Annotated in this window: 7 protein-coding genes; all 7 read right to left on the bottom strand. The window is 59.3% G+C overall.

Going from position 1 to position 26767, the window contains the following annotated elements; genetic code table 11:
- Positions 1-10: 10 nt before the first annotated feature.
- The 7 genes from ACI48J_RS13200 to ACI48J_RS13170 all read right to left on the bottom strand — a co-directional run bounded on the left by ACI48J_RS13200 (position 11) and on the right by ACI48J_RS13170 (position 26748).
- A complete protein-coding gene (locus tag ACI48J_RS13200) occupies positions 11-727 on the bottom strand; it encodes a thioesterase II family protein (protein ID WP_405083112.1) in 717 nt (238 codons plus the stop codon).
- A 39-nt stretch (positions 728-766) separates the two neighbouring features.
- Positions 767-1738, bottom strand: a complete 972-nt coding sequence (locus ACI48J_RS13195; protein WP_405083111.1) for a hypothetical protein — start codon at positions 1736-1738, stop codon at positions 767-769.
- A gap of 33 nt (positions 1739-1771) precedes the next feature.
- Positions 1772-12031: an amino acid adenylation domain-containing protein gene (locus ACI48J_RS13190; RefSeq protein WP_405083110.1), complete on the bottom strand. Its 10260-nt coding sequence runs from the start codon at positions 12029-12031 to the stop codon at positions 1772-1774.
- A gap of 14 nt (positions 12032-12045) precedes the next feature.
- Complete coding sequence (locus ACI48J_RS13185; protein WP_405083109.1) at positions 12046-12849, bottom strand: CPBP family intramembrane glutamic endopeptidase; 804 nt, start codon at positions 12847-12849, stop codon at positions 12046-12048.
- The gene (locus ACI48J_RS13180; protein ID WP_405083108.1) at positions 12846-13655 is read right to left on the bottom strand and encodes a CPBP family intramembrane glutamic endopeptidase; all 810 of its coding nucleotides are present in this window, start codon (positions 13653-13655) and stop codon (positions 12846-12848) included. The genes ACI48J_RS13185 and ACI48J_RS13180 overlap by 4 nt, the downstream gene beginning before the upstream one ends.
- A gap of 4 nt (positions 13656-13659) precedes the next feature.
- Entirely contained in the window at positions 13660-14532 is an 873-nt protein-coding gene (locus ACI48J_RS13175; protein WP_405083107.1) for a CPBP family intramembrane glutamic endopeptidase, read from the bottom strand.
- Positions 14533-14598: 66 nt separating this feature from the next.
- A complete protein-coding gene (locus tag ACI48J_RS13170; RefSeq protein ID WP_405083106.1) occupies positions 14599-26748 on the bottom strand; it encodes an amino acid adenylation domain-containing protein in 12150 nt (4049 codons plus the stop codon).
- Positions 26749-26767: the final 19 nt, after the last annotated feature.

Raw genomic sequence — 26767 nt, 5'->3', positions numbered from 1 at the left:
CTCCTCAGGGTCAGATCGGGGCGGCCGCCTCGCTCAGCATTTTGTTAATCACCGCTATAACATCGCGTTCCCGCTCATGCAGGAAAAAATGTCCGCCTTCAAACAGCATCAGCTCGCAGCCTCCCGTCGCATAACGCTCCCATTCATTGAGCGGGCCCTTGACGCAGGCGTCACCCTTGCCGCTCAAGATGGCGAGCCGGAGCGGCAGCGGCGGCCGCATCCGATGCTCGTATTCGCCGACAAGCTTGAAGTCGGCTCTTAGTATCGGCATAAACATATCCAGCAGCTCCCGATGCCGGAACAGCTCTACTGGCATGCCGCCGAGCCGTTTTAGTGCCTCGAGAAACTCGTCATCCGGAAGCATATGGATCCGGCGAACCTCCTTCTGCTCGCAATGCGGTGCCCCTCTGCCGGAGAGGAAGACTGCCGCAGGCAGCGGGAATCCTTCCTCCCGCAGCGCATGCAGCACCTCATACCCAAGCAGGCTGCCCATGCTGTGGCCGAATAAAGCATAGGAATCGGAGCCAAGCGCCGTTTCCATCACCAGCGGCAGCAAATCCCGCACGGCCTCCGCCGCGTCCGCATAGAACGGCTCGTCCATGCGGCTTCCCCTGCCCGCCAGTTCGGCCGGCACCAAACGCACGCCAGGGTGCAGCCGGTTCGTCCAGCGCTTGTACACTTGTGCGGAGCCTCCTGCATATGGCAAACAAATTAAAGATATCGTCATAGCGCCCGCCTCCCGGTAACATGTTGACACAAGCGGTCTTTACGCGCCGGCGGCAAGCGTGGTCCAGAACGCTTTTTCCTTCGCGAATAATTCGTCCGCGAGCGCCAGCTCTCTGCCGCGTTCGAAGTCCCCCGTCACAAAGCGGTCCTTCACCAGATCCCATCCGTCCTTCACTGCGCCAAGCTGATCGGACAGCGACTCATGCAGTGCTTCGCCGATCAGCCTCTTCTCCCGCATGGAGCGGAGCAGAGACATGTTGGCGGTATGCCGGTTGCAAATGATGTTGACGCCGACAAGGCCATAGGTCAAATGAGCTTGCTTCTTCTCCGGGTCGGAATCTACATTCCACATGCCCTCTATTGAGAACTCGCCAAGCTCCCTCGCCAGCCGCTCCGCATTTTCCACCACTTCAGCCAGCTTCAACTCGTAGGGCTGAACTTTTTCGTGCAGGTTGTATACGTAGAAGGCAGGCCCCAAATAGCCCGGGTTCACGTTGTACTCCGAGTTGCCGTACGCCTTGAGCAGCCTTTCCTCCGGCACCTCGTGCTCCTCGTAGCCCGCAAGCGTATCGTCAATGACGTAGAAGACGCCGCGCTCCTTGTCGTATCCGTTAAACAGCGAGTAATGATACCAATGGAACCTTTTCCAGGCCATGCTGCCCGGCAGCCAGTCATACAAATCGACGTTTACGCTCAAGTTGCGTCCGCCCGTAAGCATCGCCCTGATTTCATCCGGCACCGTCTCCTTGCTGCGGAAATGACCGGGCTCGATATAGCGGATCACCTGCGACAGCGGGAATCTGCCCGGATCGTCCATATAATACAGCGTATCAATTGTCGGATAGCGGAAGTCCTTGTCCGTTGCGGCCTCCCAAGGATAGTATCGGTAAATGTTCAAATACGCCGCGTCCCTGTAGCTGGGCTCCTCCGACACAGCAATAGAAAACGCCTGATTCAGCATGCAGTTCATCCAAAACTCGTTAAACGGTTTCCTTTCCATCGACAGCTTCATCGTTCGCCGCCTCCTTAAGCTCAGAATGTTGGTTCAAGCAAGCTTGCTTGCCGCAATCACGGCACTGATTTTTTTGCTTGCTCCGTCTTCGACCAGCGCGTGTATGATCGCCGTATAATCATCAGTCAGCGCCAGGGCGGTCTCTTCGCGGAAAAGACTAGTCGCATATTCCAGCGCAAAGCGGATTCTGCCATCCAGCTCCGCCGCTTCAAGCGTCAAATCGAATTTGCTGACGCCCGGATCGAACTCCTTGGGCTCGAATTCAATGCCGCCCGAACGGTAAGCGACGCGATCGATATTTTGCAAAATAAACATCGTATCGAACAACGGATTGCGGCTGCGGTCCTGTTCGATTCCCAGCTTTTGCACCAAATCCTCGAAGGGATAATCCTGGTGCTCCAGCGCCCGCAGCACATCCTCATGCAGCTCGGACAAATAATCGCCAACGGTCCGGTACGATTCAGGGAAGCTACGAATCGCGACCGTATTGACGAACATCCCGATCAGCCCTTCCAGCTGCGCATGATTGCGGCCCGCTACCGGCGTGCCGATAATGATATCCTCCTCACCGCTCCATTTGCTCAGCAGCATCGAATAAGCCCCGAGCAGTACCGTATACAACGTCGTGCCGCGCTCGCGCGCAAACGCTTTGATTTTGAGCGTCAGCTCCTCATCCAGTATGAAATCAATCAGACCGCCCTCGAAGTTTTGAAGTTCCGGTCTCGGCAAGGCCGGCTTGAGCTCCAGCGTCGGCAGCTCCCCTTCAAACGCCTCCAGCCAGTAGCGCTCCTGTCCCCTATAGGCATCGCTGCCGATTTTTTCTTCCTGCCATACCGTGTAGTCCCGGTACTGGATATCCAGATCCGGCAGTTCGCCGCCGCCGTACAAAGTGGTCAGTTCCCGCAGCAGGACGCTGACGGAGACGCCGTCCGTAATAATATGATGAAAGTCCAGCAGAAGCAGATGTCGCTCTTCGCCCAGCGGAACCAATCCTGCCCGGAACAGCGGGAGACTGCCGAGATCAAACGGACGGATAAAGCGCTCCATCAGCGCGCTGATACCGTCGAACAATCCTTCGTCTCCGCCTTCCGCGAGCAGCTTGCCCGCCGCCATTCTCAGTCTGGCGCCTCGCTCCAGCGTAAATATCGGCTCGGCATGCACGCGCTGGCGGAACTCATCCTCCTCGTGATGGAACGTCGTTCTGAGCGATTCATGGCGGTTCATCACCACAAGGAAAGCTTCCTCCAGCCGCTCCACATCGAGCTTGCCTTGCATATGCACGGCAAACGGCACATGGTACATCGTTGCCTCGCCCGAGATCAGCCCCATCATAAATTGGCGGCGCTGTGCCCTCGACATTGGGTAATGCTCGCGCTCCGGCTGCTTCGGAATGCGCGCGGCCGCCACGGTTCCGCTAGTGTCCAGATGGGCGGCTAAACCTTCAAGCGTAGGATTCATAAAAATATCGCGCAGCGGAATTTGGATGCCAAAGCGTTCCGCAATGCGGCTGATCATGCCCGCCGCCTTCAGGGAGTGACCGCCCAGCTCGAAAAAGCTGTCCTTGGCGCTGATCGCATCCGTACCGAGCAGCTCCTTCCAAATCTCCGCCAGCTTGCGCTCGGTATCCGTCGACAGCGGAACAAGCTCGCGTTTGCCCGCGTCGGTCGGTCCCGGCTTCGGCAGCGCCCTTCTGTCGATTTTGCCCGTTGGCGTAAGCGGAATCGCCTCCAGAACGACCATGAAGGCCGGAATCATATAAGAAGGCAGCTTGTCCCCGAGATATTCGCGCAGCTGCGCGGTCAACCGGCCGGATGAGGCGGCGCCGTCCGGTTCCGCATCCGCTGCCGCGGCGTTCTGCATGACGACATACGCACAAAGAGCATATTCGCCATCCTCTTCCTGGAACGCGGTGACTACCGTTTCCTTCACCTGCTCATGGCGAAGCAGGAGCTGCTCGATTTCGCCGATTTCAATCCGGTGGCCCCTGATTTTTACCTGGAAATCGCGGCGTCCCGCATAGGCAAACTCTCCATTTTCTAGCCTGCGCCCAAGGTCGCCCGTGCGATACATGCGTTCGCCCGGCGCATACGGATTCGGCACAAAAGCGACATCCCATTCGGGATGGCTGAGATACCCGCGCCCGACGCCCGGCCCGCCGATGCATATTTCGCCCGTCACGCCTGTCGGCTGCAGCTTCAGTCCTTCGTCAAGCACCATCATGACGGAACCTTCGATCGGCGTGCCGATCGAAATGTCCTCGCCTTCGGTCACTTCCCGGATTGAGGTCCACACCGTCGTCTCCGTCGGACCGTACAAATTAAACAATCTGGCTCCGGTAGCGGCGCGCAGCCTGCCGAGCACATCGGCCGTCATCGGCTCCGCCCCGATCATCAATAGGCGCAGCTTTTGCAAGCCGTCCGTTTCGCCTCGCTGATTCATCCACCATTTGAAGCGCGACGGCGTAATTTGCAGCACATCGACGCCGTGCGCGTCGATCAGGCCTTGCAGCAAGGCGGCGTCGCCCCGTTCCTCATCGCTCGCGAGTACAATCCGCATACCCAGCGTGAGCGGAAGCAGATTTTCAACGACAAAAATATCAAAGGAGGCCGATGCCATCGCCAGAATGCTTTGGCCCTTCTCAAAAGGAATCCGGTTTCGGAAGCCGCTGATGAAATGCACAAGCCCGCGATGCTCGATCATCACTCCTTTGGGACGCCCGGTCGAGCCCGACGTATACAGCACATACGCCAAATGGTCCGGCTTATGGACAAGCTCCGGATTGCCTCTGTCCGCCGCATACAGCTCCGGATCGTCCAGATACCACTCGGCAACGGCTCTCGTTACGACTCCTGCATATGCTTTTTCCGTCAGCAGAAGCGCTTCGCCGCAATCCTCAAGCATCCAGTCGATCCTCTCTTTCGGGTAAGCGGGATCAATAGCGACATAGGCGCCTCCGGCTTTCAGTACACCCAAAATGCCGACAAGCAGCAGCGGGCTGCGGGACGCCATCAGCGCGACAATGCGATCAGGTCCCACACCCTTCGCGCGCAGGGAATGGGCAAGCCGATTCGCGCGTTCGTTCAGCTCGGCGTACGTCACCGTCTCCGAGCCGAATTGAATCGCCGCCGCATCCGGCGTGCGCGCCGCCTGGCGTTCCACTTCCTGCACGAACCCCATCCATTCCGCCGTTGCTTGCGCGGAAGCCGTCGCAGCGTCTCCTTGCCGGTCCGTCGTGCCTTTTTCAGCTCGAATTTCCATCCTACCGTTGCTCCCCTCTCTACTTGCAACCTGTACCGGTATGCTTCCTCCGGCCAACAGAGCCAGCAATTGCTCCCGCTCGCTATCACTCATCAGCTCAAGCTCGCCGACCGTTCGATCACGAGATCTGCATATCTCCCGCACGAGTACGGTATAGCTTTCCGCCATGCGTCGCGCGGTTTCCTCATGAAACAAATCCGTGGCGTATTCCAGTTGAAGTTCGATTTCCGCTTCCCGTTCCACCGCTTCCAGAGTCAGGTCGAACTTGCTTGTACCCGCCTCGAACGGCATTTCACCAAAGACGACGCCGCCTGCTTCCGTCACCGCCCGGTCCATATTTTGCAAGATAAACATGGCGTCAAACAAAGGATTGCGGCTTCGGTCGCTATCTGCCTTCAGCGCTTCGACCAGCTCCTCGAAAGGATACGTCTGGCGCGAAAGCGCCTCTACGACATGGTTATGCAGCTCCGCCATATAGGTCCGTACCGTCTTGCCTCTTTCCGGCCTTGTCCGCAGCGCCAGCGTGTTGACGAACATGCCGATCATGCCATGCGTATCGGCATGCTCCCTGCCGGCGGCGGGAGTGCCCACAATCACTTCGGCCTGCCCGCTGTATTTGGCCAGCATCGCGGCAAAAGCGCCCAGCAGCACCGTATACAGCGTCGTCTTCGCTTCCCGCGCCAGCTTTCGCGCCTCCGCCGTTGTCCGCGCGTCCAGCCGGAACGAATGGCGGCGGCCCTTATAGCTCGGCAGAGACGGGCGCGGCCGATCCGTCGGCAGCTCCAGCACAGAAATCTTGCCTTCGAAGGTTTCCATCCAGTACCGCTCATGCTCCGCATAAACGGCATTTGCAAATCCGGCTTCCTGCCATACCGCATAATCGCTGTATTGCACGCGCAGCTCCGGCAGCGTTTGTCCGGCATACAGCTGCGACAGCTCATTCACCAGCAAACCGGAGGATACGCCGTCCGTAATAATGTGATGAACATCCAGCAGCAGCAGATGGTCTTCCTCATTCAGCCGCAGCAGTCCCGCCCGCAGCAAAGGCAGCTTGTCCAGTTGGAACGGGCGCCGGAAAACTTCCATCAGCCTCGTCAGCTCGGCGGCGTCAGGCGGCGCTCCCCGCAGCGCTTTGTCCCCGGTCAACGCTTCAGAGTCCAGCGCCTCCATCTTAAACGCATACGGCGGATGAACCGTTTGCCTGAACTCGTCCTTTGTCATATGGAAGGTCGTCCGCAAGCTTTCGTGGCGGCCGATCAACGCCGTAAACGCGTCTTCCAGCCGCGCCGTATCCAGCCTGCCCTGCAAGCGGAGCGCGAACGGCACGTGATACATGGCGGCGTCTCCGGCCAGCATCTCCATCATATATTGGCGGCGCTGGGCGCGCGACATCGGATACCACTTGCGGCGCTCCGCCTTCGGAATCGGCTCGGCCGCCGCGGCGGTGCCGTCCCGCTCATTCAGCCACGCGGCCATTTCCGCAATGGAGGTAAGCTCGAATATCAGGCTGAGCGGAACCAGGGCGCCCGTCGCCTGCTGCAGCTTGCCCGCCAGCACGGCAGCCTTCAAGGAGTGGCCGCCAAGCTCGAAAAAGTCATCGTGAATGCCGATTGGCCCGGCAGTATCGCCAAGCACTTCCTCCCAAATGGCGGCGACGCGCTCTTCCAGCCCGTCTCGCGGCAGCACGGGATTTCCCCGCTCCCGAAGCCCGAGTTCCGGCTCCGGCAAGGCGCGCCGGTCCACTTTGCCGTTCGGCGTCAGCGGGATCTCGTCAATCGCCGCGATATAGGCCGGAATCATCGCCTCCGGCAGCTTGTCTTTCAGCTTTCTTCGCCATTCCCGTGAAGGGAGCTTGTCGGAAGCGACCACATATGCGCAGAGCTCCTTGTCGCCGTTTGCCTGCTCGCGGACGGTCACAACCGCATCCTCTACCTCGGGAAGGGAAATCAATTGCGAGCGAACCTCGTTCATTTCAATCCGCACGCCTCTGATTTTTACCTGTTGGTCGGCCCGGTCCTCATACATCGCGTTGCCGTCCGGCAGCCACTTTGCGATATCGCCTGTGCGATACATGAAGCGCCCCTCGCGGTACGGATGCGGCAAAAAGCGCTCCGCTGTCATATCCGGCTTGTTCACATAACCGTCGGCAAGGCCGCTGCCGGCAATATACAGCTCCCCGGCTGCACCGATAGGGGCAAGCTGGGCGCCATAGCCGAATATATAAATTTCGACATTGTGCATCGGCCCGCCAATCGGCACATAGCCGCCTTGATAAGCGCCCGGCTTGTATGCGTACATATTGGAGCAAACCGTCGCCTCCGTCGGGCCGTAGCCGTTCATAATCCGAATTTCGGGATTAAGCTTCGTATACAGCTCCAGCGTTTCGTCTTTAATCGGCTCTACGCCAACGAGCATTTTGTCCAGCGTAATCTCGGAAGCCGATTGCTCCAGCATCCGCGCAACCTCTTTCAGCAAGGACGGCGGCAGATAAGCGAATGTAATCCGCTCTTCTTCAATCACCTTGGCAATTCGCCGCGGATCGAGCAATTTCGGCTCCGGGTAAAGCACCGTGCAAGCCCCGAACATAAGCGGCATAAACAGCTCCGCTACACTGACATCAAACGAAATATTGGTCAGGCTGAGGCATCTGTCTCTCTCCCCGTATTGTCCGTCGAAAAACGTCCTTAGCGAATGTCCGAAATTGTAAAAGCTGCGGTGCGGCACAATGACGCCCTTCGGCTGACCCGTAGAACCGGAGGTATAGATGACATACATCGGATCGGCGGCGTCCTGCGGCCATACGGTGGCATCGTCTCCGCCGGAGAACAGCGTCTCATCCGCAATGTCCAGCACCTGCAAGGAGGCCGGCACGTCGGCCGCGGCTCCGGAACGCGCGCCGTCCGCGAATACCAGCTCCGCGCCGCTGTCCTCCAGCATATAGCGGATGCGCTCCCCGGGGTAATGCGGATCTACAGGCATATAAGCGCCTCCGGCTTTCATAACGGCGAGCATAGCGGTCAGCATGGGGATGGAGCGCTCCGCCATGATGCCGACGATGCTGCCGCGTCCCACTCCTTTGGCGCGCAAGGTTCGCGCCAGCGCATCGGTGCGGCGATCCAGCTCCCGATAGGTCATGGATTCACCGCCGCAAGATACGGCCGGGAGGCCCGGAACGGCCTCCGCCTGTTCCTTGAAGCAATCATGCAGACAGCGAGGCGGCGGAAATTCCGCTTCGCGTCTCCCCAGCGCCAGCATGTGCAGGCGCTCCTCCTCCGTCAGCATCTCCGCTTCGCCGAGCGCGGCGTCGGGACAGTGCGTCACGCTGCGCAGCAGCTGCACATAATGCCGCATGAACCGCTCGGCTGTCGCGCGGTGAAACAAATCGGCATTATATTCCACGACAAGCCGCAATTCCGCACCATTCTCCACAGCCTGAATCATCAAATCGTATTTGGCTGTGCCATGCTCAAAGCGCCGGTGCCGATACGACAATCCCGCTGACGAAGCGTTTGGAATACCCAGGTTTTGCATGATGAACATCGTGTCGAACAGCGGACTCCGGCTGGCGTCCCTTCTGTCCATCCATTGCGCGATTTCCTCGAATGGATAATCGGCGTGGGCGTAAGCCCCGGTCGCCATCTCTTTCACTTCGGACAAAAAGACTCTGAACGGCTTGTCCGCGCGCGGATAAGCACGCAGCGCCAGCGTGCCGGTAAACATGCCCGCGATCGCTTCCAGCTCGCGCCTGTTCCGTCCCGCAATCGGCGTGCCGACTGCAATGTCCTCGGCCCCCGTATAGTGGGCGAGGAAAGTGTAATACGCCGATAGCAGCACCATAAACGGAGTCGTTCCCGATTCGGCCGCGAGGCTGCGCACCGCCGCCGTCAAACCGGCCTCGACGTACACGTCGAACGTTTCGCCGCGACTTCCTTTGACGGGCGGACGCGGGGCATCGGTCGGAAGCGCAAGCAGCGGCCAGTCTCCCCTGCATTGCTCGCGCCAATACCGTTCGGCGTTCCCGGAGAGCGGCCTGCTCTCCTGCCATACCGCATAATCCTTGTATTGCAGCGGCAGCGGCGGCAACGAACCGCCCTGATATAAAGTCATCAGGTCGGACAAAAGAATTCCCGCCGACATGCCGTCGGATGCAATATGATGCATATCAAGAAACAGCACATGGCGCTCCGGCCCCAGCGTCAGCAAGGCTGCGCGGAGCAGCGGAGCCGTATCGAGCCTGAACGGCCGGAACAAGCTTTGCAGCACGCCGTCCGCTTCCGCTTCGTCGGCCTCCATGCGAATCAGGCGGAAAGGAACGGCGGCGTGAATGCGCTGCCTGATCTCTCCGTCGATGACGTGGAAGGTGGTGCGAAGCGTCTCGTGACGTTCTACGATGGCTTGCAGGACGGCCTCCAGCCGGTCTGCATCAATAGCCCCGTCCAAGTGCAGCAATTCGGGCAAATTGTAGCTGCGATCATCCGGCATCGCCTCCTGCTGCAAATACATGCGTTTCTGCGGCGATGAAACCGGGTAATGCTCTTGCCGGGCCGCCTTTGGAATCGGTTCCATCGTATCGCCCAAAGAATCGGGCGCTTGGCCGGTCAAAGGCCCGACATGCCCGACGGACGCTTCTGCTCCTTCAAGCTCGTCGGCCGCCGCTTGCCCGTCATGACCGCAGGCCGCCTCGTGTCCGCCGTTCCAAACGTCCGTTCCTTGCCCGTTGTGCCGGGCGTTCTTTCTTTGCGCTGTCGCCGCGCCGCTCTCCCTGAGCCGCCGCTCGATCAGCGCCGTGAACGAAGGCAGATCCGCATGCCCCAGCAAATCAGCCGCCTGAATGCGGACGCCCGCAAGCTCGCTGAGCCGATTTACAATTTTGAGCGCAATAATGGAATCTCCGCCCAGCTCATAAAACCCGGCATCCGCAGGCAATTCGTCGTAACCGAGCAGCTCTCCCCAGACATCTGCGACATGCTGCTCCCATTCCAGGCCGGAGCGCTCCCCGGTTAACGCAACGCCGCGGCGGCGCTGACTCGTCATCCCGCCGCTCCGCTCCAGTGCGGATTGCCATCTGGCAAACGTCTCGTTCATTTCTTGCCGAAGCTCCTCGGGAATATCTACACCGAGCGAATATCCGCTCCAGGCCGCAAATGGCGTATGAAGCGTCGCTCCGGGGCGCGCCTCCTCCACCCAGCAGCGGTGAGAATCGAATGGATACGTCGGAAGCGGCAGCCGCTTTCGGCGCTGTCCCAGGTAGATCGCCTTCCAGTCGATCTCGTATCCGCCCACGTAACGTTGGCCCAGCTCCAGCGCTTCCATTCCCCGTTCGTTTGGAACGGGTTGCTGCCGCATATTCCCGGCCGCGGCCGAATCCGCCGTCCCGAAGCGGACGTTCGGGAGCGTAAGGCCGGTAAGGCCTTTTTCGGCTGCGGCATGCAAGCTCTGGGCAAGCTCTTCCCAGCCGCTTACAGCAATCGCCAGGCGATACCGATGGGCTCCCCGACCGACGGCTAAGGTATAGCAAAGGTCGGCCAGGCTGCGGCTCTCATCGCCGCGATGCCGATCAGCCCAATCACGCATCAGCAGCACGAGCCGCTCCAGCGCCGTCATGCTATGCGCCGACAAGCAGAACAGCTCCATTCTGTCCGAACGACCCGAAGGCCTCCCGGCGGGAGCCTCTTCCAGGACAACATGGCAATTGGTCCCGCTCATGCCGAACGCGCTTACTCCGCATCTTCTTGCTTCGCCGTTCGTCTCCCATGTCGTCAATTCGTCATTGACATAAACGGGCGAATCCACAAACGAAATGTTGCGGTTCGGCGAGCGGTAATGAAGCGTTGGCGGAAGCTGCTTGTGGACAAGCGACAGGATCGCCTTGAGCAGCCCCGCAATACCGGCGGCATGATCAAGATGACCGATATTTGTTTTCAGCGAGCCGATGGCGCAAAACTGACGTTTATCGGTATATCTCCGGAAGGCGCGCGTCAGCCCGTCGATTTCGATCGGGTCGCCCAGCGAGGTTCCCGTGCCGTGCGCCTCCATATACGTCACCGTTTCGGGATCAATGTCCGCATCCTGCCAGGCGCGCGCGATGACATCCTCCTGCGCGAGGGCGTTCGGGGCGGTAATGCCGACCGAGCTGCCGTCCTGATTCATCGCACTGCCTTTGATGACGGCATAAATAGGGTCGCCGTCCTCCTGCGCGCGGGACAGCGGCTTCAGCAGCAGCGCAATCACGCCGTCGCCGATGCCTGTTCCGTCCGCCGAGTCGTCGAACGTTCTCGCCCGGTTGTCGCTTGACTCGATGCCAAGCCGTATGCCGGTATCCAGTGGCAGCACGTTAATTTTGACGCTGCCGGCAATCGCCGCCTCGCATTCGCCGCTGCGGATCGATTGGCAGGCCAGATGAACCGCGACCAGCGAGGAGGAGCAGGCGGTATCCACGCTGATCGCAGGTCCGCGCAAATTAAGCAAATACGAAATCCGGCTCGGTATCATGGAGCTCAGATTGCCGGGTGCCGCCAAGGACAAAGCGTCCGGGTCCAGCGCTTCGATGATTCGCTTGTAATCATGCAGCGCGTCCCCGTTATAGCCGATAAAGACGCCGGTGCGCGACCCATGCAGCGCATCTCCGCCGTACCCCGCATTTTCAAGCGCGCCCCAGGCCGTCTGCAGGAACAGACGCTGCGCCGGACTCATCAGCGAGGCTTCTTTGGGCGAAAGCCGGAAAAAAGAATAGTCAAAACCTGAAATATCTTCGATATACGCCCCGTCAAAAAAGGAAACGGAGCCGTATTGCGCCTCCATGCGGCTCAAGTACGGCTTCAATTCCTCCTTACGGGAATCCGGAAACCCGCTTACCAGGTCCTTGCCGCTGCGCAGAAGCTCCCAGAAGGCTTCGTGCGATTCCGCGCGCGGCAGCTTGGCGGATATCCCGACAATCGCAATATCTTTGAGGGAAACATTGGAGACGGAGCCCCCGCTCCGTCCCTTCCTCCCGGATGTGTCTTTTTTGGTATCCAGCAAATCCAGTTGAAACATGGCGCCCTTCCCTCCTAGCTAGTAATGGAATCGCTGACAGCCTGTTCTTTTCCCGCCCTTCCTCCGCTCCCGCGCAGCAGCAGCAACACATGCGCCGCGATGCCGAGTGCGCTGATCAGGGCTAATAATCCAAGCGTACCGGACTGCCAATCGCCCGCCCGTTGCAGCACGATATACAAGGTGCCCGTGCTGCACACATGGGCTGCAAGCGACCCCCAAAGCGAACGCGAGCCGGCGCGAACGGCGCCGTATACGATCGCGCCGAGCGCCGCAAATGCGCCAATCGTCACATTCATAAATACCGCGCCGAACAATACGGCCTGAAGCAGAACCGTCCACGGAACCGAAAGACGTTGACGCAGCGTATGGAACAGCATTCCTCTGAACAGCCATTCCTCCAGCAAAGACCCCAAGAGCAAGCTCCCGAGCACAAAAATGATCAGGCTGCCGCCGGCTACAAAAGCGACGAGATCCGAAATGGCCGGAAAGGTCGCTTTTATCCACGGAAGACGGGTAAATGTGGCGATAAACAAGCCGAGCCAGACACCCGTCCCTGCGGAAAGCAGCAACGATCCGCCGCGCGCAGGAACAAACCCCAACTCCCTCAGTGAAATTTTTTGCTGGCGCAGCAGTGGAAGATAGACGGCAAGCACGATGATATTGGATACAATCAGCACAATGCCGGAATTGCCGGCGATCCAGTCTTTCAGCCCGGGATCGCTGATCCAATTGTAGAGCGCTTGATTGACAAGCATCACAATCGCCGCATAAATGACCAAATATAAGACGGTATTTCCCGCTATTCGCAAGCCCTTCACGCCGACGTCACCGCCTTGGAAGATAGCGACGCGGAGACCGAAGAGCGATGCTTGACCGCAAGGAATATGCCAACCGCAATCATGAGGGCCGCCACAGCCATCACGATGGACATGACGGTGATATCCGTCGTCTCCGGCCCGTAATGCCAAAGCAGGTACTGGCTGCCCTGACAGGCCACTTGCGCGGCGATCGGCGCCCAGATGGATTTAAACCAGACATACAAGAGCGCAAAAATAACCGCGCCGAGAAAACCGTACAGCGATAACGGAATGTCTCCCAAAAAGAATAACGCCCCGTACAACACGCCCTGAATCACGATTGCCATCCAAACCGGGAGCACGCGTCTGAACTCATTCATCAGAATGCCTCTGAACAACGTCTCCTTGTAAATATTTCCGAGAATCAGGAAAACCAGGAATACATACCATTCCGCGCGGTTCAGGTAATCAAACAACTCGTGGAACTTGTACTTGTCCGATGCAATGACGGGAAGCCGGGAGAAAGCGACCGTAAACAGGCCGGCTCCAAGCCCGATCCATAAAGCGATCCCTACCGATTTGCCGCCCATCACGCGGAACTTGGCCGCTTTAAACAGATTTTCTTTGAATATAAACCTCCAGGCCAACAGCATGAGCGGCAGCCCCACCATATCATTCAAAATAATGACGGTTACCGTGTTCCGTTCAAACCACGTGCTTCTAGGGTAAACATAATCGAAAAATAATGACGTCGCGGTAAAAAACCATGCAAAATACAGACCGATAACAACGGCCACGCGAGCCAGCATCATTCCCCACGCCTTCATGCGGTTAGACCCCCTTTTGTGCTGCCGACGGCGCGTCAGCCGTCAGCGCTTGACCGGCGCGTGCGCCGATACCGCCGTTGCCGGAGGTCCGCCAGACATAGGCGGATCCTCCAATCAACGCAGCCAGACAGAGTGCTGTAATGATATACAGCGAAACATCGCCCAGCTTGTCAAACCATTCGTAGAACCCGATGTATTTAAATAGAAAAATTGTGCCCATGGCGGTATTTTGTACCAGAATAGGCGCCCACAGCGACCCGGTGCGCAAATACAGCGACCCGTAAATCAGGCCCGAACCAATGCTGATGACCGAAAGCGCCGCGCTCGGCTGGAAATAGGCGTAAGCCGCGGCTTGCAGCAGCAAGGCCGCATATACCGGCATAACCCTGCGAAGCTCTCTGAAAATGAGGCCCCTAAACAATATTTCTTCAAATGCCGGGCCTATCAAACCGGCGCCCAGAATGACGTACCAGATCGAATCCCCTCTGATCATATCGTCGACCAGCCCGGGAATGGACGGAAATTGCCGCGCAATGTCGTCAATGACGATCAGGCCGATGCTGAACAAGCTTCCGGCAAGACCCAGGCCGATCATCAACAAGACGCGCGAGGCGCTCAGCCGTTTGAAGCCCGACGCGCGAAACAGATTTTTTTCCGCATGGGGCCAGATCCAGCCTTTGATACGAAAGATGAGCATGTACACAAGCGTAATCAGCGTGAACAGAACGGCCATAAACATGGCCGGGTTGCGATCCAGAAACTTGGCGAAGGACAGCGTCACTTCGTACTGGTAAGTAGAGCGAAGCAGATAGAGCAGCGCGTAAAAGACCCCGAGATAAAGCGCGATATTCCCTATCATGGTCAACACTTTTTTCACAGGAAAGCTCCTTTCTTCGTTCGTCAGATGTATTTCTAGGCCACGCACAATCCGACTTGGCCCATGCTACGCACCCGGGACGGCGCTGCCTGCTGCGGCACGATATTGCTCGACCACGCTCGACAGCAGCTCCAGATAAGCGGAAGCCCAATCCAGCACCGCCTCCTTGCCGAGGCGCCGGGCGTCGTACGCCCATACCCCGCCAAGCTCTGGCCCTTCCTCCCCGCTTGGTGCGGCAGCGCCATCCATATACAGCACAATATCGAATCGTTCCAATAGCGCCTCCCGCTCCTTGAACCCGTGCTGCGCTGCTCCTGCAAATAACGGGAACAAGGCAAAACCGGCCTCGGCTTGCGGCTGCTTTCTGATTTGCCGCGTGGTATAACATTCTCTTGCGCCCGCCCGCTTGGCGGCATGCCGCAGCAGCGAATCGAAATCGCGCACCTCCGCAAAGTCGATTTCCTTGGGGTCAATCAGCCCGTTGTCCGTCATGGCCGGAAGCACAAGCCGGCCCATGCCGGACTCGCCGCGCCAGAAGTACAGATAGACGGCATAAGCCGCGGCTTCAACGGTCACCGAACGGGATGCCGCAAGTTCCGCAAGCCCTTCCGCAACCGCCCGGTCCAATCGGAACCGGACGCTGCCGATACGCTCCGCGGCATAGCCGCTGCTGACGCAGTCGTCTGCCACAGGCAGACCGCTCCAGCTCCAGCTCGCGAGCTCGCGATTTCTCGACTCCAGATAAGCCGCTAGCGATGCAATCGTCGGATAAGTGAACAAATCCGTTACGCCGAGAGCGCCGGGATACAACTCCTCCAGCCGTTGATGCGTCCGCACCAGCAGCAGCGATTCTCCACCGACATCGAAGAAACGATGATGGATGCCAAAGTCGTCCCTTTGCAGGATTTCGCGCCATACGGCCGCAATCGCCAGTTCGATATCGCTTGCCGCTTCGACAAACGGAGTGCCGCTATCATCGGCGCCAGACTCCGGCTCCGGCAGCGCCTTCCGGTCGATTTTGCCGTTTGAAGACAGGGGCATGGCCGGCAGTTCCACCACGGCCTGCGGAACCATATAATCCGGCAGGCGCAGCGCTGCAAAATCAAGCAGTTCCTGGTGATCCGCAAGTTCGGAGCAAACGATGTACGCGCATAAATATTCGCTTCCGCTTGCGGCGTCCCGCTTCATGACCACAGCTTCAGAAACCGCCGGATGACCGAGCAGCACATGCTCGATTTCCCCGCATTCGATGCGCTGGCCCCTTATTTTTACTTGATGGTCGATTCGGCCCAAATATTCAATCGTTCCGTCAGGCAGCCATCTGGCAAGGTCTCCTGTCCGATACATCAGACTTCCCGCCGCAAACGGATTATCGACGAACTTTTTTTCCGTCAAATCGGGCCGGCCGATATAACCCCGCGCCAGTCCAACGCCGGATATGCACAGTTCCCCGGCAATGCCGACAGGCTGGAGCTTCATCGCTTCGCTCACGATATAAAGCGAGATGTTGGCGATCGGCTTGCCAATCGGCACCTGGGTCGGAATATCCCCGTAAGAGCAATCGTAATAGGAAACGTCAACCGTCGCCTCGGTCGGGCCGTACAAGTTCGCAAGCCTGGCACCGAACGGAACTCCAATCCGCTCTCGGAACCGCCGCACCTGATCCGCAGTCAGCGCTTCGCCGCTGGCGAACACATGACTCAGGCTCTCCAGCCTGGCCTCGCCGCGCAGCAAGCCGGGATGCTCCAGGAACAGGTGCAGCATGGACGGCACAAAATGCATCGTCGTTACGCCATGCCGCGCTATCGTATCCATCATAAGCGCAGGGTCCTTTTCGCCGCCCGGAGGCAGCAGGACCAGCTTGGCTCCCGCAAAGCTCCACCAGAACAGCTCCCAGACCGATACGTCGAAGGTGATCGGCGTTTTCTGCATAATGACTCCGCTTGAGTCCAGTCCGTATTGCTCCTGCATCCAGCCGATCCGGTTGATGACGGAATGATGCTCGATCATGACCCCTTTCGGCTGTCCGGTCGAGCCCGAAGTATACAGCACATAGGCAAGCGAACGTGAATCATGCAGCTTCTCCACAGGGAAGTCGTCCCGTTCCTGCGCCAGCGTCTCATTAACGTCCATCAATGGCAGGAACGTCGCCAGCCCTTCCGGGGCTTTGCCCTTCGTCAAGACAAGCCTGGCTCCGGAATTGTCCAGCATGTAGCGGATTCGCTCAGGCGGCAAGCCCGGCGCAACGGGCACATAAGCTCCGCCCGCCTTCAGCACGCCAAAGATTGCAATCATCATCTCCAGGCTCCGGTCCATCACGACGGCCACGCGCTCCTCGCGCTTGACGCCTTGCTTTCTGAGCGCCTGCGCCATCCGGTTCGACCACCGGTTCAATTCCGCATACGTCAATGCTCCGTCCTCCGCCGCAACCGCAACGGCCTGGGGCGTTTTTGCCGCTTGCCTTTCGAGGTAAACCTCTACCGTATCGCCGCTTGCGTACGGCGCGGCCGTGCAATTGAACGCTTCGCTCTGCTTCTCCGCTGCCGCGGCGTCGAGCAGCCCGATCTCTCCAAGCGGCCGCTCCGGTTCGGCAAGTGCAAGGCCGACAATACGGAAATACCATTCTGCCATTCGGCGTATGCTGTCTTCTTTAAACAGCGCCGTCGCATATTCGAGCGTCAAGGCTGCGCCTTTTGCGCCCTGATCCGCAATCTCAAACGTTAAGTCCAGCTTCGAAACGCGATTGTCCGGTACTTGCGCCTCGAATTGCAAGGCGTCAGCCGCCTGTCCGGCCTCCATATGCTGCATGACAAACATCGTGTCAAACAGCGGATTGCGGCTCAGGTCGCGCGGCACTTCCAGCATCGTCACCATATGCTCAAACGGGAGCAAGCCGTTGTCCAGCGCCGCAAGCGCAGTTTCTTTGAGCTGCTCGGCGAACGCTCTGAACGGCAGTTCGCCGGATGGCCCGCTGCGAATCGGCAGCGTATTGACAAACATGCCGACCAGAGACTCGGTTGCGGGATGGAAGCGGCCGGCGATCGGCGTGCCGACAATAAGATCGTCTTGCCCCGTCATCAGATGCAATAACGTATGGTAGGCGGCAAGCCAGATATGGAATGGCGTAACGCCCCATTGTTCCGCCGCCGCTCCGACCCCCTCGGCAAGCTCCGCCGGAATCGGCAGCGGAAGCTTGGCGCCTTCGAAGCTTTGTTCGGGCGGACGCGGATAATCGGTCGGCAGCTGCAGCACAGGAAGCGTACCTGCTAGCCGGAACGCCCAATATTGCTCTTGCTGCTCTCTCGCCTCCGAAGCCATCCACTCCTGCTGCCAAACGGCGGCATCCTTATAGTGAATGGGCAGCGGCCGCAAGGAGCCGCCGCGATACAGTTGCTCGAAATCGCGCGCCATCACATTCATGGACACGCCGTCTGCGGCGATGTGGTGAATGTCCAGCAGCAGCGTATGCCGACTTTCGCCGTCCGTCGCGAGAAACGCCCGAATTAACGGAGCCTTTCGCAAATCGAACGGGCGGACGACCGCGAGAGCAAATGTATTCAAGTCCGCGGCATCCATCAAGTCATGCACGGCGAGTTCAAACGAAGCCCTCTCATGGACACGCTGTACCGGCCTGCCGTCTGCCCAGTCAAAGCTGGTGCGCAGCGGTTCATGGCGGTCAATCAGCCCTTGAATCGCCTCGCGAAGCCTGTCCTGGTCAAGCTTGCCCGTTAGGTTCAGAGCGAGCGGAAGATTGTAGGCCGTGCTGCCCGGATAAAGCTGCTGCAGCACAAACAGCCTGTTCTGCGCGAGCGACAACGGGTAGAACGGCCGGCTTTCCGTCCGGGTAATAACCGCGGCCCGCTTGGGGGCCGCGTTGTCGATGCGCGCCGCCATTTCCCGCAGCAGGGGAGCGTCGAACACATCCTTCATCGCAAACGCCGCCCCATAACGCTGCTCGATCAAGCCCGCAAGCTGAGCGGCGCGCAAGGAATGGCCGCCCAATTGGAAGAAATGGGCTTCTCTTCCGACCGCCGCCGGGTCGTCCGGCTCGCTTGCGGCCAGACCGAGTACCTCCCGCCAAAGCTCGGCCAGCCGCTGCTCCGTCGGCGTAGCCGGCGCCTCGCCGCAAGCCGCCGGTTCAGCGAACCGGGGCTGCGGCAGGCGGCTGCGGTCGGCTTTGCCGCTCGGACTCAGAGGCAAAGCTTTCATGGCAGCAAAATACGAAGGAATCATATACTCCGGCAGCAGTTCCTTAAGTGCGGCCCGAAGGCTCGCTTCCTCCGGCGCCTGACCGTCCGCCGTTACGAGATATGCGCAAAGCGCAGGCTCTCCCGCATGGTCCGTCACCGCCGTCACCACGGCATCACGAACTTCCGCCTGCAAGAGCAGCGCGTGTTCGATCTCGGCGCATTCGATGCGGAGACCGCGCAGCTTGACCTGATGGTCAAAGCGTCCCAAATATTCAATATTGCCGTCCGGCAGCCACCTTGCTCGGTCACCGGTACGGTACAGCTTCTCTCCTGCGGCAAAAGGATTCGGAACAAAGCTTTGCTCCGTCAAGTCCGGCCTGTTGCGATATCCGCGTGCAAGACCGGCACCCGCGATGCACAGCTCGCCGGACACGCCGATCGGCTGCGGTCTCATCCGTTCGTCCACTATGTGGAGCCGGATGTTATGGATTGGCTTGCCGATCGGAATCGTAACCGCCCCCGCGTCCGGGCAATCGTAATAGCTGACATCGACCGTCGCTTCCGTCGGGCCGTACAGATTTATGAGCCGGCAATGGCCGCCGCCGAGCTCCATCAGGCTGTAAAAACCTGCGACATGCGCGGGCTTGAGCGCTTCGCCGCTCGCAAATACGTATCGCAGGGAACAAAGCCCCTTGCCACTGCCGCTGTCCGTCGCATAGGGTACAAAGACGCCCAGCATGGACGGCACAAAATGCATAACCGTCACCGCCTGCTCCTTAATCGCCCGCAGCATGACCGACGGTTCCTTTTCCGCGCCGGGCTCCAGCAAATATAGCGAAGCTCCGGCAAAGCTCCACCAGAACAGCTCCCAGACCGATACGTCGAACGTAATCGGTGTTTTTTGTAAAATAACGTCGCGCTCATTCAGCGGATAAGCCGTCTGCATCCAGTTCAGCCGGTTGATCGCCGCGCGGTGTTCCACCATAACGCCTTTGGGTTTGCCGGTGGAGCCTGACGTATAAATGACATACGCCAAATGCTCGGGGCCCGCTTGAGGCGACAGGTCCGTTTCTTCTTCGCCCTTCGGCAGCTCCGATGCGGCGGCAGCCGCAAGCGCGTCCAGATCGAGCGTTTCTCCCTGGAAGGCCGGGAACGTATGAATCCACTCGGTCCCCGCCAGAAGCAGCCTGGCCCCGCTATCTTCCAGAATGCCGCGGATCCGCTCGGGCGGATGCTCCGGGTCGATCGGCAAATAGGCCCCTCCCGCCTTGAGCACCGCCATGATCGCAATCATCATGGACAACGAGCGCTGAGCGGCAATCGGCACAATCGTTTCGACCGCAACCTCCTTGCTTCTCAGTACGGCAGCCATGCGTTCGGCGCGGTCATTCAGCTCCCCGTACGTCAGCGAGCCTTCGCCCGACCGCACGGCCGTCCGATTCGGCCACCGCCGGGCGGACTCGGCGAACCATCCGTGAATCGTCTTCTCCGCCGGGTACGAATGCCCCGTTTCATTCCATGCCGCAAAGGCGGCTTCTTCGGCAGGCGTCGCCATAACGACGTTGCCACAGATCAGGTCTGGGCTGGCAGCCGTTTGCTCCAAAATGTAAAGCAGCCGATCCGCCAACCGCTCCATCGTGCCTTTATGGAACAATCCCGTATTATACTCCAGCTCCGCCCGCAGACCGCCTTCGCCATCGCTGTACAGATCGAGCTTGAAGTCCAGTTTGGATGTTCCGTGGCTGACAGGCAAAGGCTCCATGCTCCAGCCGTCGCCGCGCGCCGCCAGTTTCTCGTCTTCAAACTGGTTGTGAACGATCAGCATCGTATCGAACAGCGGGTTGCGCGACGGGTCATGCGGATACCGGGCCGCTTCTATCATGTGCTCGAAGCTGACATCGCCATGCTCGTATGCGGCAAGCAAACGCCCATGGGTCTCACCGATAAACGCCAGGATCGGCAGCTCGTCCGCCACCCGCATCCGAATCGGAAGAAACTGGTTGAACATGCCGATCATCCGGGCCGTGTCCGGATGCGTCCGGCCTGCCGTCAAAGACCCGATTGCAAACTCCGGCTGATGCGTCGTTCCCTTGAGCAACAGCGCGTAAGCCGCAAAAAGCAGACTGTTCATGCTCGCTCCGGCACTTGCGGCCGTCTCTTTCAGCCGTGCGGCGAGCGCCGCCGGAATGTGGAACGTATACGTATTGCCCGCAAATGTTTGACGGTCGCCGCGAGGCCGATCCAGCGGCATATCGAGCGGCGCCGTCGGCTCTGCAAGCTGCTCCGTCCAAAATGCCCGGCTTGCCAGGGCTCGCTCAGAGCAGGACTGCCGCTCCTGCCAAACGGCATAATCCTTGTAGTGCAGAGCCAAAGGCGCAAGTTCCGCACCGTCGATCAAAGCGGTCAGCTCCTCCAGCAGCAGCTTGACGGATATGCCGTCCGCCGCGATGTGGTGGATGTTGAGCAGCAGATAGGCGTCCGCTCCTTCCGCTTCGGGCCGGCAATAACAGGCGGCGAGCAGCGGCGCTGCGGCAAGCTCGAGCGGACGGAAAAACTCGCTCAAGCATTCCGGAAGCGTCGTCTCCGCGAGCTCCGCCGTTTGCAGAACAAAGGGGGCCGAATCGTGCACGATCTGGGCCGGAACGCCGTCGATCCAATGATAGGAGGTCCGCAGGGACTCATGCCGTTCGATCAACTTCCGAAGCGCTGGCCCGATTCTGGTCTCGCCCACCGCACCCGACAGCTTAAGCGCGAGGGGAATATGGTAGGTTAGTCCGATATCAGCCATGCTATCCGCCAAAAACATGCGCCGCTGCGGCGGGCTGAGCGGATAGGATGCGGCTTTCGGCGCTTCCGTAACAGGTTCGTACGCTTCCTTGGCAGCCCTGTCGATCCAGGCCGCCTGCTCTCTGACCGTCGGCAGCTTGAAAATTTCCGGAAGCGGCATGCGCACCCGGCAATGCTTGTAGATTGCCGAGGTCAATGCGGCCGCTTTCAGGGAATGGCCGCCATGCTCAAAGAAATGGTCGAGCGCGCCAACCTGCCCCGCATGAAGCACTTCTTGCCACAATCCTGCGACAATGATCTCCGTATCAGTGGCGGGCGCCTCGTAGAGAACCGTGCGCTCCGGCGCAGGCAGACGTTTTTTGTCCACCTTGCCATTTGCGTTGAGCGGCAGCTTCTCCAAATGCACAAACGCGGAGGGAATCATAAATGCCGGCAGCTTGCCTGTCAGTTGGCTCCGAACGCTTGCCTGCTCTTCGGTTTGCTCCGCAACGACATAAGCGCATAAATACGGCGCGCCGTCATTCTCGATCAGGGCCACAAACGCTTCCTTGACGCCCGCGCAATCCAGCAGCCTGCTTTCGATTTCACCCAATTCAATCCGAAAACCCCGCAGCTTGACCTGGCTGTCGATCCGGTCCAGAAACTCCAAATTTCCGTCCGGCAGGCGGCGCACCAGGTCGCCGGTTCCGTATACGGTTTCGCCTTCCCGGAACGGATGCGGACGGAACTTTAAAGCGGTCTGCTCCGGCAAATTCACGTAGCCGCCTGCGACACCTTCGCCCCCGATCCACAGCTCACCCGGCACCCAGTCCGGCTGCAATCGGCCCTGCTCGCTTAGCACCAGCGTTTCCGCACGCGCGATCGGGATGCCGATCGGGACGGTGGCTCCTCCTTGTTCGTCCCATTGGTCCGTGACCCTATAGCAGGTAGCGAACACGGTCGTTTCCGTAGGGCCATAGACATGCAGCAACACGCCAGGTCCAAGCGCGTGGAACGCTTTGCGGATATGCGGCACGGAAGCCCGCTCTCCGCCAAATAAAATATGGCGCAAGCCGCGCAGCGACTCCAGCCCGTGATCGACCAGCGTATTGAACAATGCCGTCGTCACAAAAAATACGGTAATGCCTCTATCCTCAATCAGCTCGGCCAGCCGCACAACGTCGGCAACCTCTTCCTCTCCGACCAGCGTCAGCTTCGCGCCGTTCAGCAGCGCTCCATACAAATCGAACGTTGAACCGTCAAAGGCGTAGTTGGAAAGCTGGAGCAGCGAATCGTTTTCCGTAATGCTCACATAATCGGTATGGACGGCAATCCGGGACACATTGCGATGCGCGGTCATAATCCCTTTCGGCTTGCCCGTCGAGCCGGACGTGTACATGATATAAGCGACATCGTCCGCCGAGCCGTCGATGTCCAGATCATGGCCGGACTCGCCGGCCCACCTCGTATCGAGTCCATCCATGTCGACGACATCTATGCTGTCTCCGGCAAGTCGGGCGCTTACCTCCATCGTAGCAGCCGCAGCCACGATCGCTCCCGCTCCCGTATCCTGCAGCATAAACAATATCCGCTCTTCGGGATATTGCGGGTCGATCGGTACATAGACGGCTCCCGCTTTCAGCACAGCCAATATTGCCGCAATCATATCGGGCGAGCGCAAGAGCAGCAGCGCCACTTTCGCCCCCGGCGCAACGCCGCGCCGCGCAAGCACGCGCGCGAACCGGTTGGCACGTTCGTTCAGCTCGCTGTAGGTATACGCCCGCTCGCCCATTTCAACGGCAATCTGCTGCGGTCTCTCTACCGTTTGCCGTTCAAACAGCCTGTGCAGCGACAGCTCCTGCGGCGGCGCGGCAGAGGAACGGCCAAGCCGGAGCAGCCGTTCCCGCTCCTCTGCATCGAGGGGATCAAGCTCGCCAAGCGCCGCATGCGGCTGCACGGCGACTGCCCGGGCCAGCGCTGCATAATGCCGGGCCAATTGCGCGGCGGCCCGCTCATCGTACAAATCCAGCGCATACTCCAGTGTGAATGCGATGCCTGCGCCGGTATCCGCGCACTCCCAAGTCAGGTCGAACTTAGCCGAGCCGTTGTCCATCGCTTGGGGCGTATAAACGACATCCCTGCTCCGCCATTCGGGCAGCTCCATATTTTGCAGCGTAAACACCGAATCGAACAGCGGATTTCGCCCGTATTCCCGTTTCACATTCGCCAGCTCGGCTATTTCTTCATACGGCACATCCCCGTTGCCGATAGCCGCCAGCGCCTTCCCATGGACTTGCTTCAGCCATTGATCGAAGCGCAAACCGCTTTGCCCGCGCAGGCGGATCGGAACCATGTTGACGAACATCCCGACTATGCTTTGCAGCTCCGGCCGCACCCGTCTCGCGGCTGCCGTGCCGACAACGATGTCGGATTCGCCCGTATATTTCGCAAGCAGTGCATAATAAATCGAAAGCAGGACGGTGTATAACGTTACGCCCTCGCGTCTAGCCAACGCCCGCAGCGATCCGGCAAGCTCCGGCTCCAGCTCGAAGCGCTCTATTGCCCCGCGATAGCTTGGCGTCTGCGGCCGTGGACGGGGGGACGGAATCGCCGGAGACGGCACGCCATCCCGAAAGATTTCGCGCCAATAAAGCTTCTGGCGTTCCAGCCAGCCGCCGCTTCGGCCCGCTTCCTCCCACAGTGCCATATCCCCGCCATGAATGGACAACGGCTCCGGCGCGTTCCCCTCGTAAAACCTCGTAAGATCGGACATCAAAATCCCCATTGACGTTCCGTCCGTAATGATATGATGCATATCCAGCAGCAGCACGCTTGACTCGTGCTCCATGCGCACAAGCTCCATGCGCAGCAGCGGCGCTTGCTCCAGATGAAACGGCTGCAGGAAACTGCGCTGCCGCAGCGCCAGTGCAGGCTCCGGCCAGCCGCTTCCGTCAACGACGGAAAGCGGCGGCTCGACCCCCTGTTCGATGCGCTGCATCACATTGCCATCTTCCATATAAAAAGATGTCCGCAGCGCCGGATGCCGCTCTATCAGCGCCTGCCACGCCGCGAGGAATCGTTCGACATCGAGCGGACCCTTCACCTGGACCGCAAACGGCAGATGATAGCCCAGCAGCCCCGGATTCAGCTTTTCCAAAAGGAACAGCCGCTTTTGCGCCGAGCTCGCCGGATAAACCGTCCGCTCCTCCGCTTTGGCCACCGGCGGAGGGGCGGCGGCAGTTCCTGCGCCCTCCCTCGCCTTTTGCTCCAGCAAAGCGGCGAGCGATCTCACCGTATCGTGCAGAAACAGCTCGGTAAGCGTAAGCTCGACGCCAAACGCCTCTTGCAGCCTGGCGGCGGCATAAGCCGCCTTGAGCGAATTGCCACCTTGCTCGAGAAAGCCGTCCTTCCGGCCTATGTAATCCTTTTTCAACACCTCGCGCCAGATGGACATGATCCGCTCTTCCGTCTCCGTGGTCGGCTCCAAGCCGAAATCCCCGCGCAAGGCATCGCTGACTTCCGCATCACACCGCTTAAGCGCGGCCGCCGCCTCCAGCTCCGTCAGCTCGGCAAGCGCTTCGGCAAATACGCCTTCGCGCAGCGCTTCCGCCAAAACGTAGCGTTGAATTTTGCCGGAGGTCGTTTTCGGGATTCGCCGAACGGGGACCACAAAAGCGGCGTCCAGACCGGCCGACCCGTTCAGCAACTTTTTCACTTCGGCCATCAGCGGTACAAATCCGCCGGTCTTGCCGCGATGCTGAATAAAAACTGCGATCGCATCCCGTTTGGTCGTCGCATCCTGAATGGCGGCAACCGCCGTTTTCCCGATTTCGGCCCCTTTCAGTCCGCTGATCAACGCCTCCAGGTCGTGCGGATACACATTTTGCCCATTGACGAAAATGACGTCCTTCATGCGGCCGGTCACATATAAACGCCCTTCCAGCAAGAAACCCAAATCTCCCGTATTCAGCCAGCCGTCGGGGGAAATCGTTCGCTTGTTTACATCGGGCCGCTTATAGTAGCCGCTTGTAACGTTGCGGCCTCGGATATGAATCAAGCCTATGCTGCCTGCCGCCGTCGGGGTTCCCGCTTCGTCGCAAATGCGCACCTCGCACTCTTGTACGGGGAAACCCAGCTCGACGATCTCGATCGCGGCATGATCCCCGTGCGCGGCCATTCGTACAGGCTTTCCGACAGCAAGCGATTGGCGCTCAAGCTTAACGGTATTCAGGTGATCTTCCGTCCCCGGGAACGTCACGGCCAGACTCGCTTCCGCAAGACCGTATACCGGGAACATGCAATTTCCCTTTAACCCGTAAGGCTCCATCGCCACCAGAAAATCGCGGCTGTGGGCGGCCGATATCGGTTCGGCCCCGTTAAAAATTAATCTGACGCAGGACAAATCCCATGCCGCCGCCCCTTCGGGCTTCCAATGCTGCAGAAAATGAACATAACCGAAATTCGGCGAAGAAAGGCATGTCACCCGATGCTTATGCGTAAGTTCCAGCCATTTCATCGGATGAAGCACAAACGTCGAGGTCGGCAAATGCAGCTGATTCATGCCGCAAAACAGCGGCGTAAGATGAAAGCCGATGAGCCCCATATCATGCGTCAGCGGCAGCCAGCTTAGCGAAGAATCCCGCTTCGTCGACTGCGCCCCATGGGTAATGGCGCGCATGTTCGACAGAAGATTGCCGTGAGTCAACACGACCCCCTTCGGGTCTCCGGTAGAGCCCGAGGTAAACTGAATAAATGCGGTGTCCGTTTCGGCTGCGTCATACGGCTCAGCTTCGGGACGGCCTGCATCCGCAACCGCCGCAAGCACTTCCGCAATCGGCACGCTGCCGGACTCGAGCAGGGCCAGTGCCTCCGCCTCCCCGTGCTTCAAAGCGTAGCCTTGAATTCCCGGCCACAGCTCTTCATCGCAGAGCAATGTAGGCGCTTCCAGCTGCTTGAATACCTGAATCAGCTTTTTGCGTCCTTCGTCCGTACGCGCCGCCGTCACAGGTACGGGGACAATACCGCCGAGCACGCAAGCCCAGAACAGAAGGATAAACCGTTTGTTATCTTCCGTCTGCAGGACGGCAAAGTCGCCTGGCCCAAGACCCTGCTCGCGCAGCAGATGGAGCGCCCTTCCGGCCGATACAAGTAGCTGGCCGTACGACAAGTAGTGCTCTCCGCCGCTTTCGCAAAATAAAATTCCCGCATCGTTTTCCTTGCACGCCAGTAGTACGCCGGACAAATTACGGATGGTTCTCATAGTCGGCAGCCCTCCGTTC

The sequence above is a fragment of the Paenibacillus chitinolyticus genome, assembly GCF_045038035.1.
Taxonomy (GTDB): domain Bacteria; phylum Bacillota; class Bacilli; order Paenibacillales; family NBRC-103111; genus Paenibacillus_F; species Paenibacillus_F chitinolyticus_A.
This window is presented reverse-complemented; position numbering and strand designations above follow the sequence as displayed.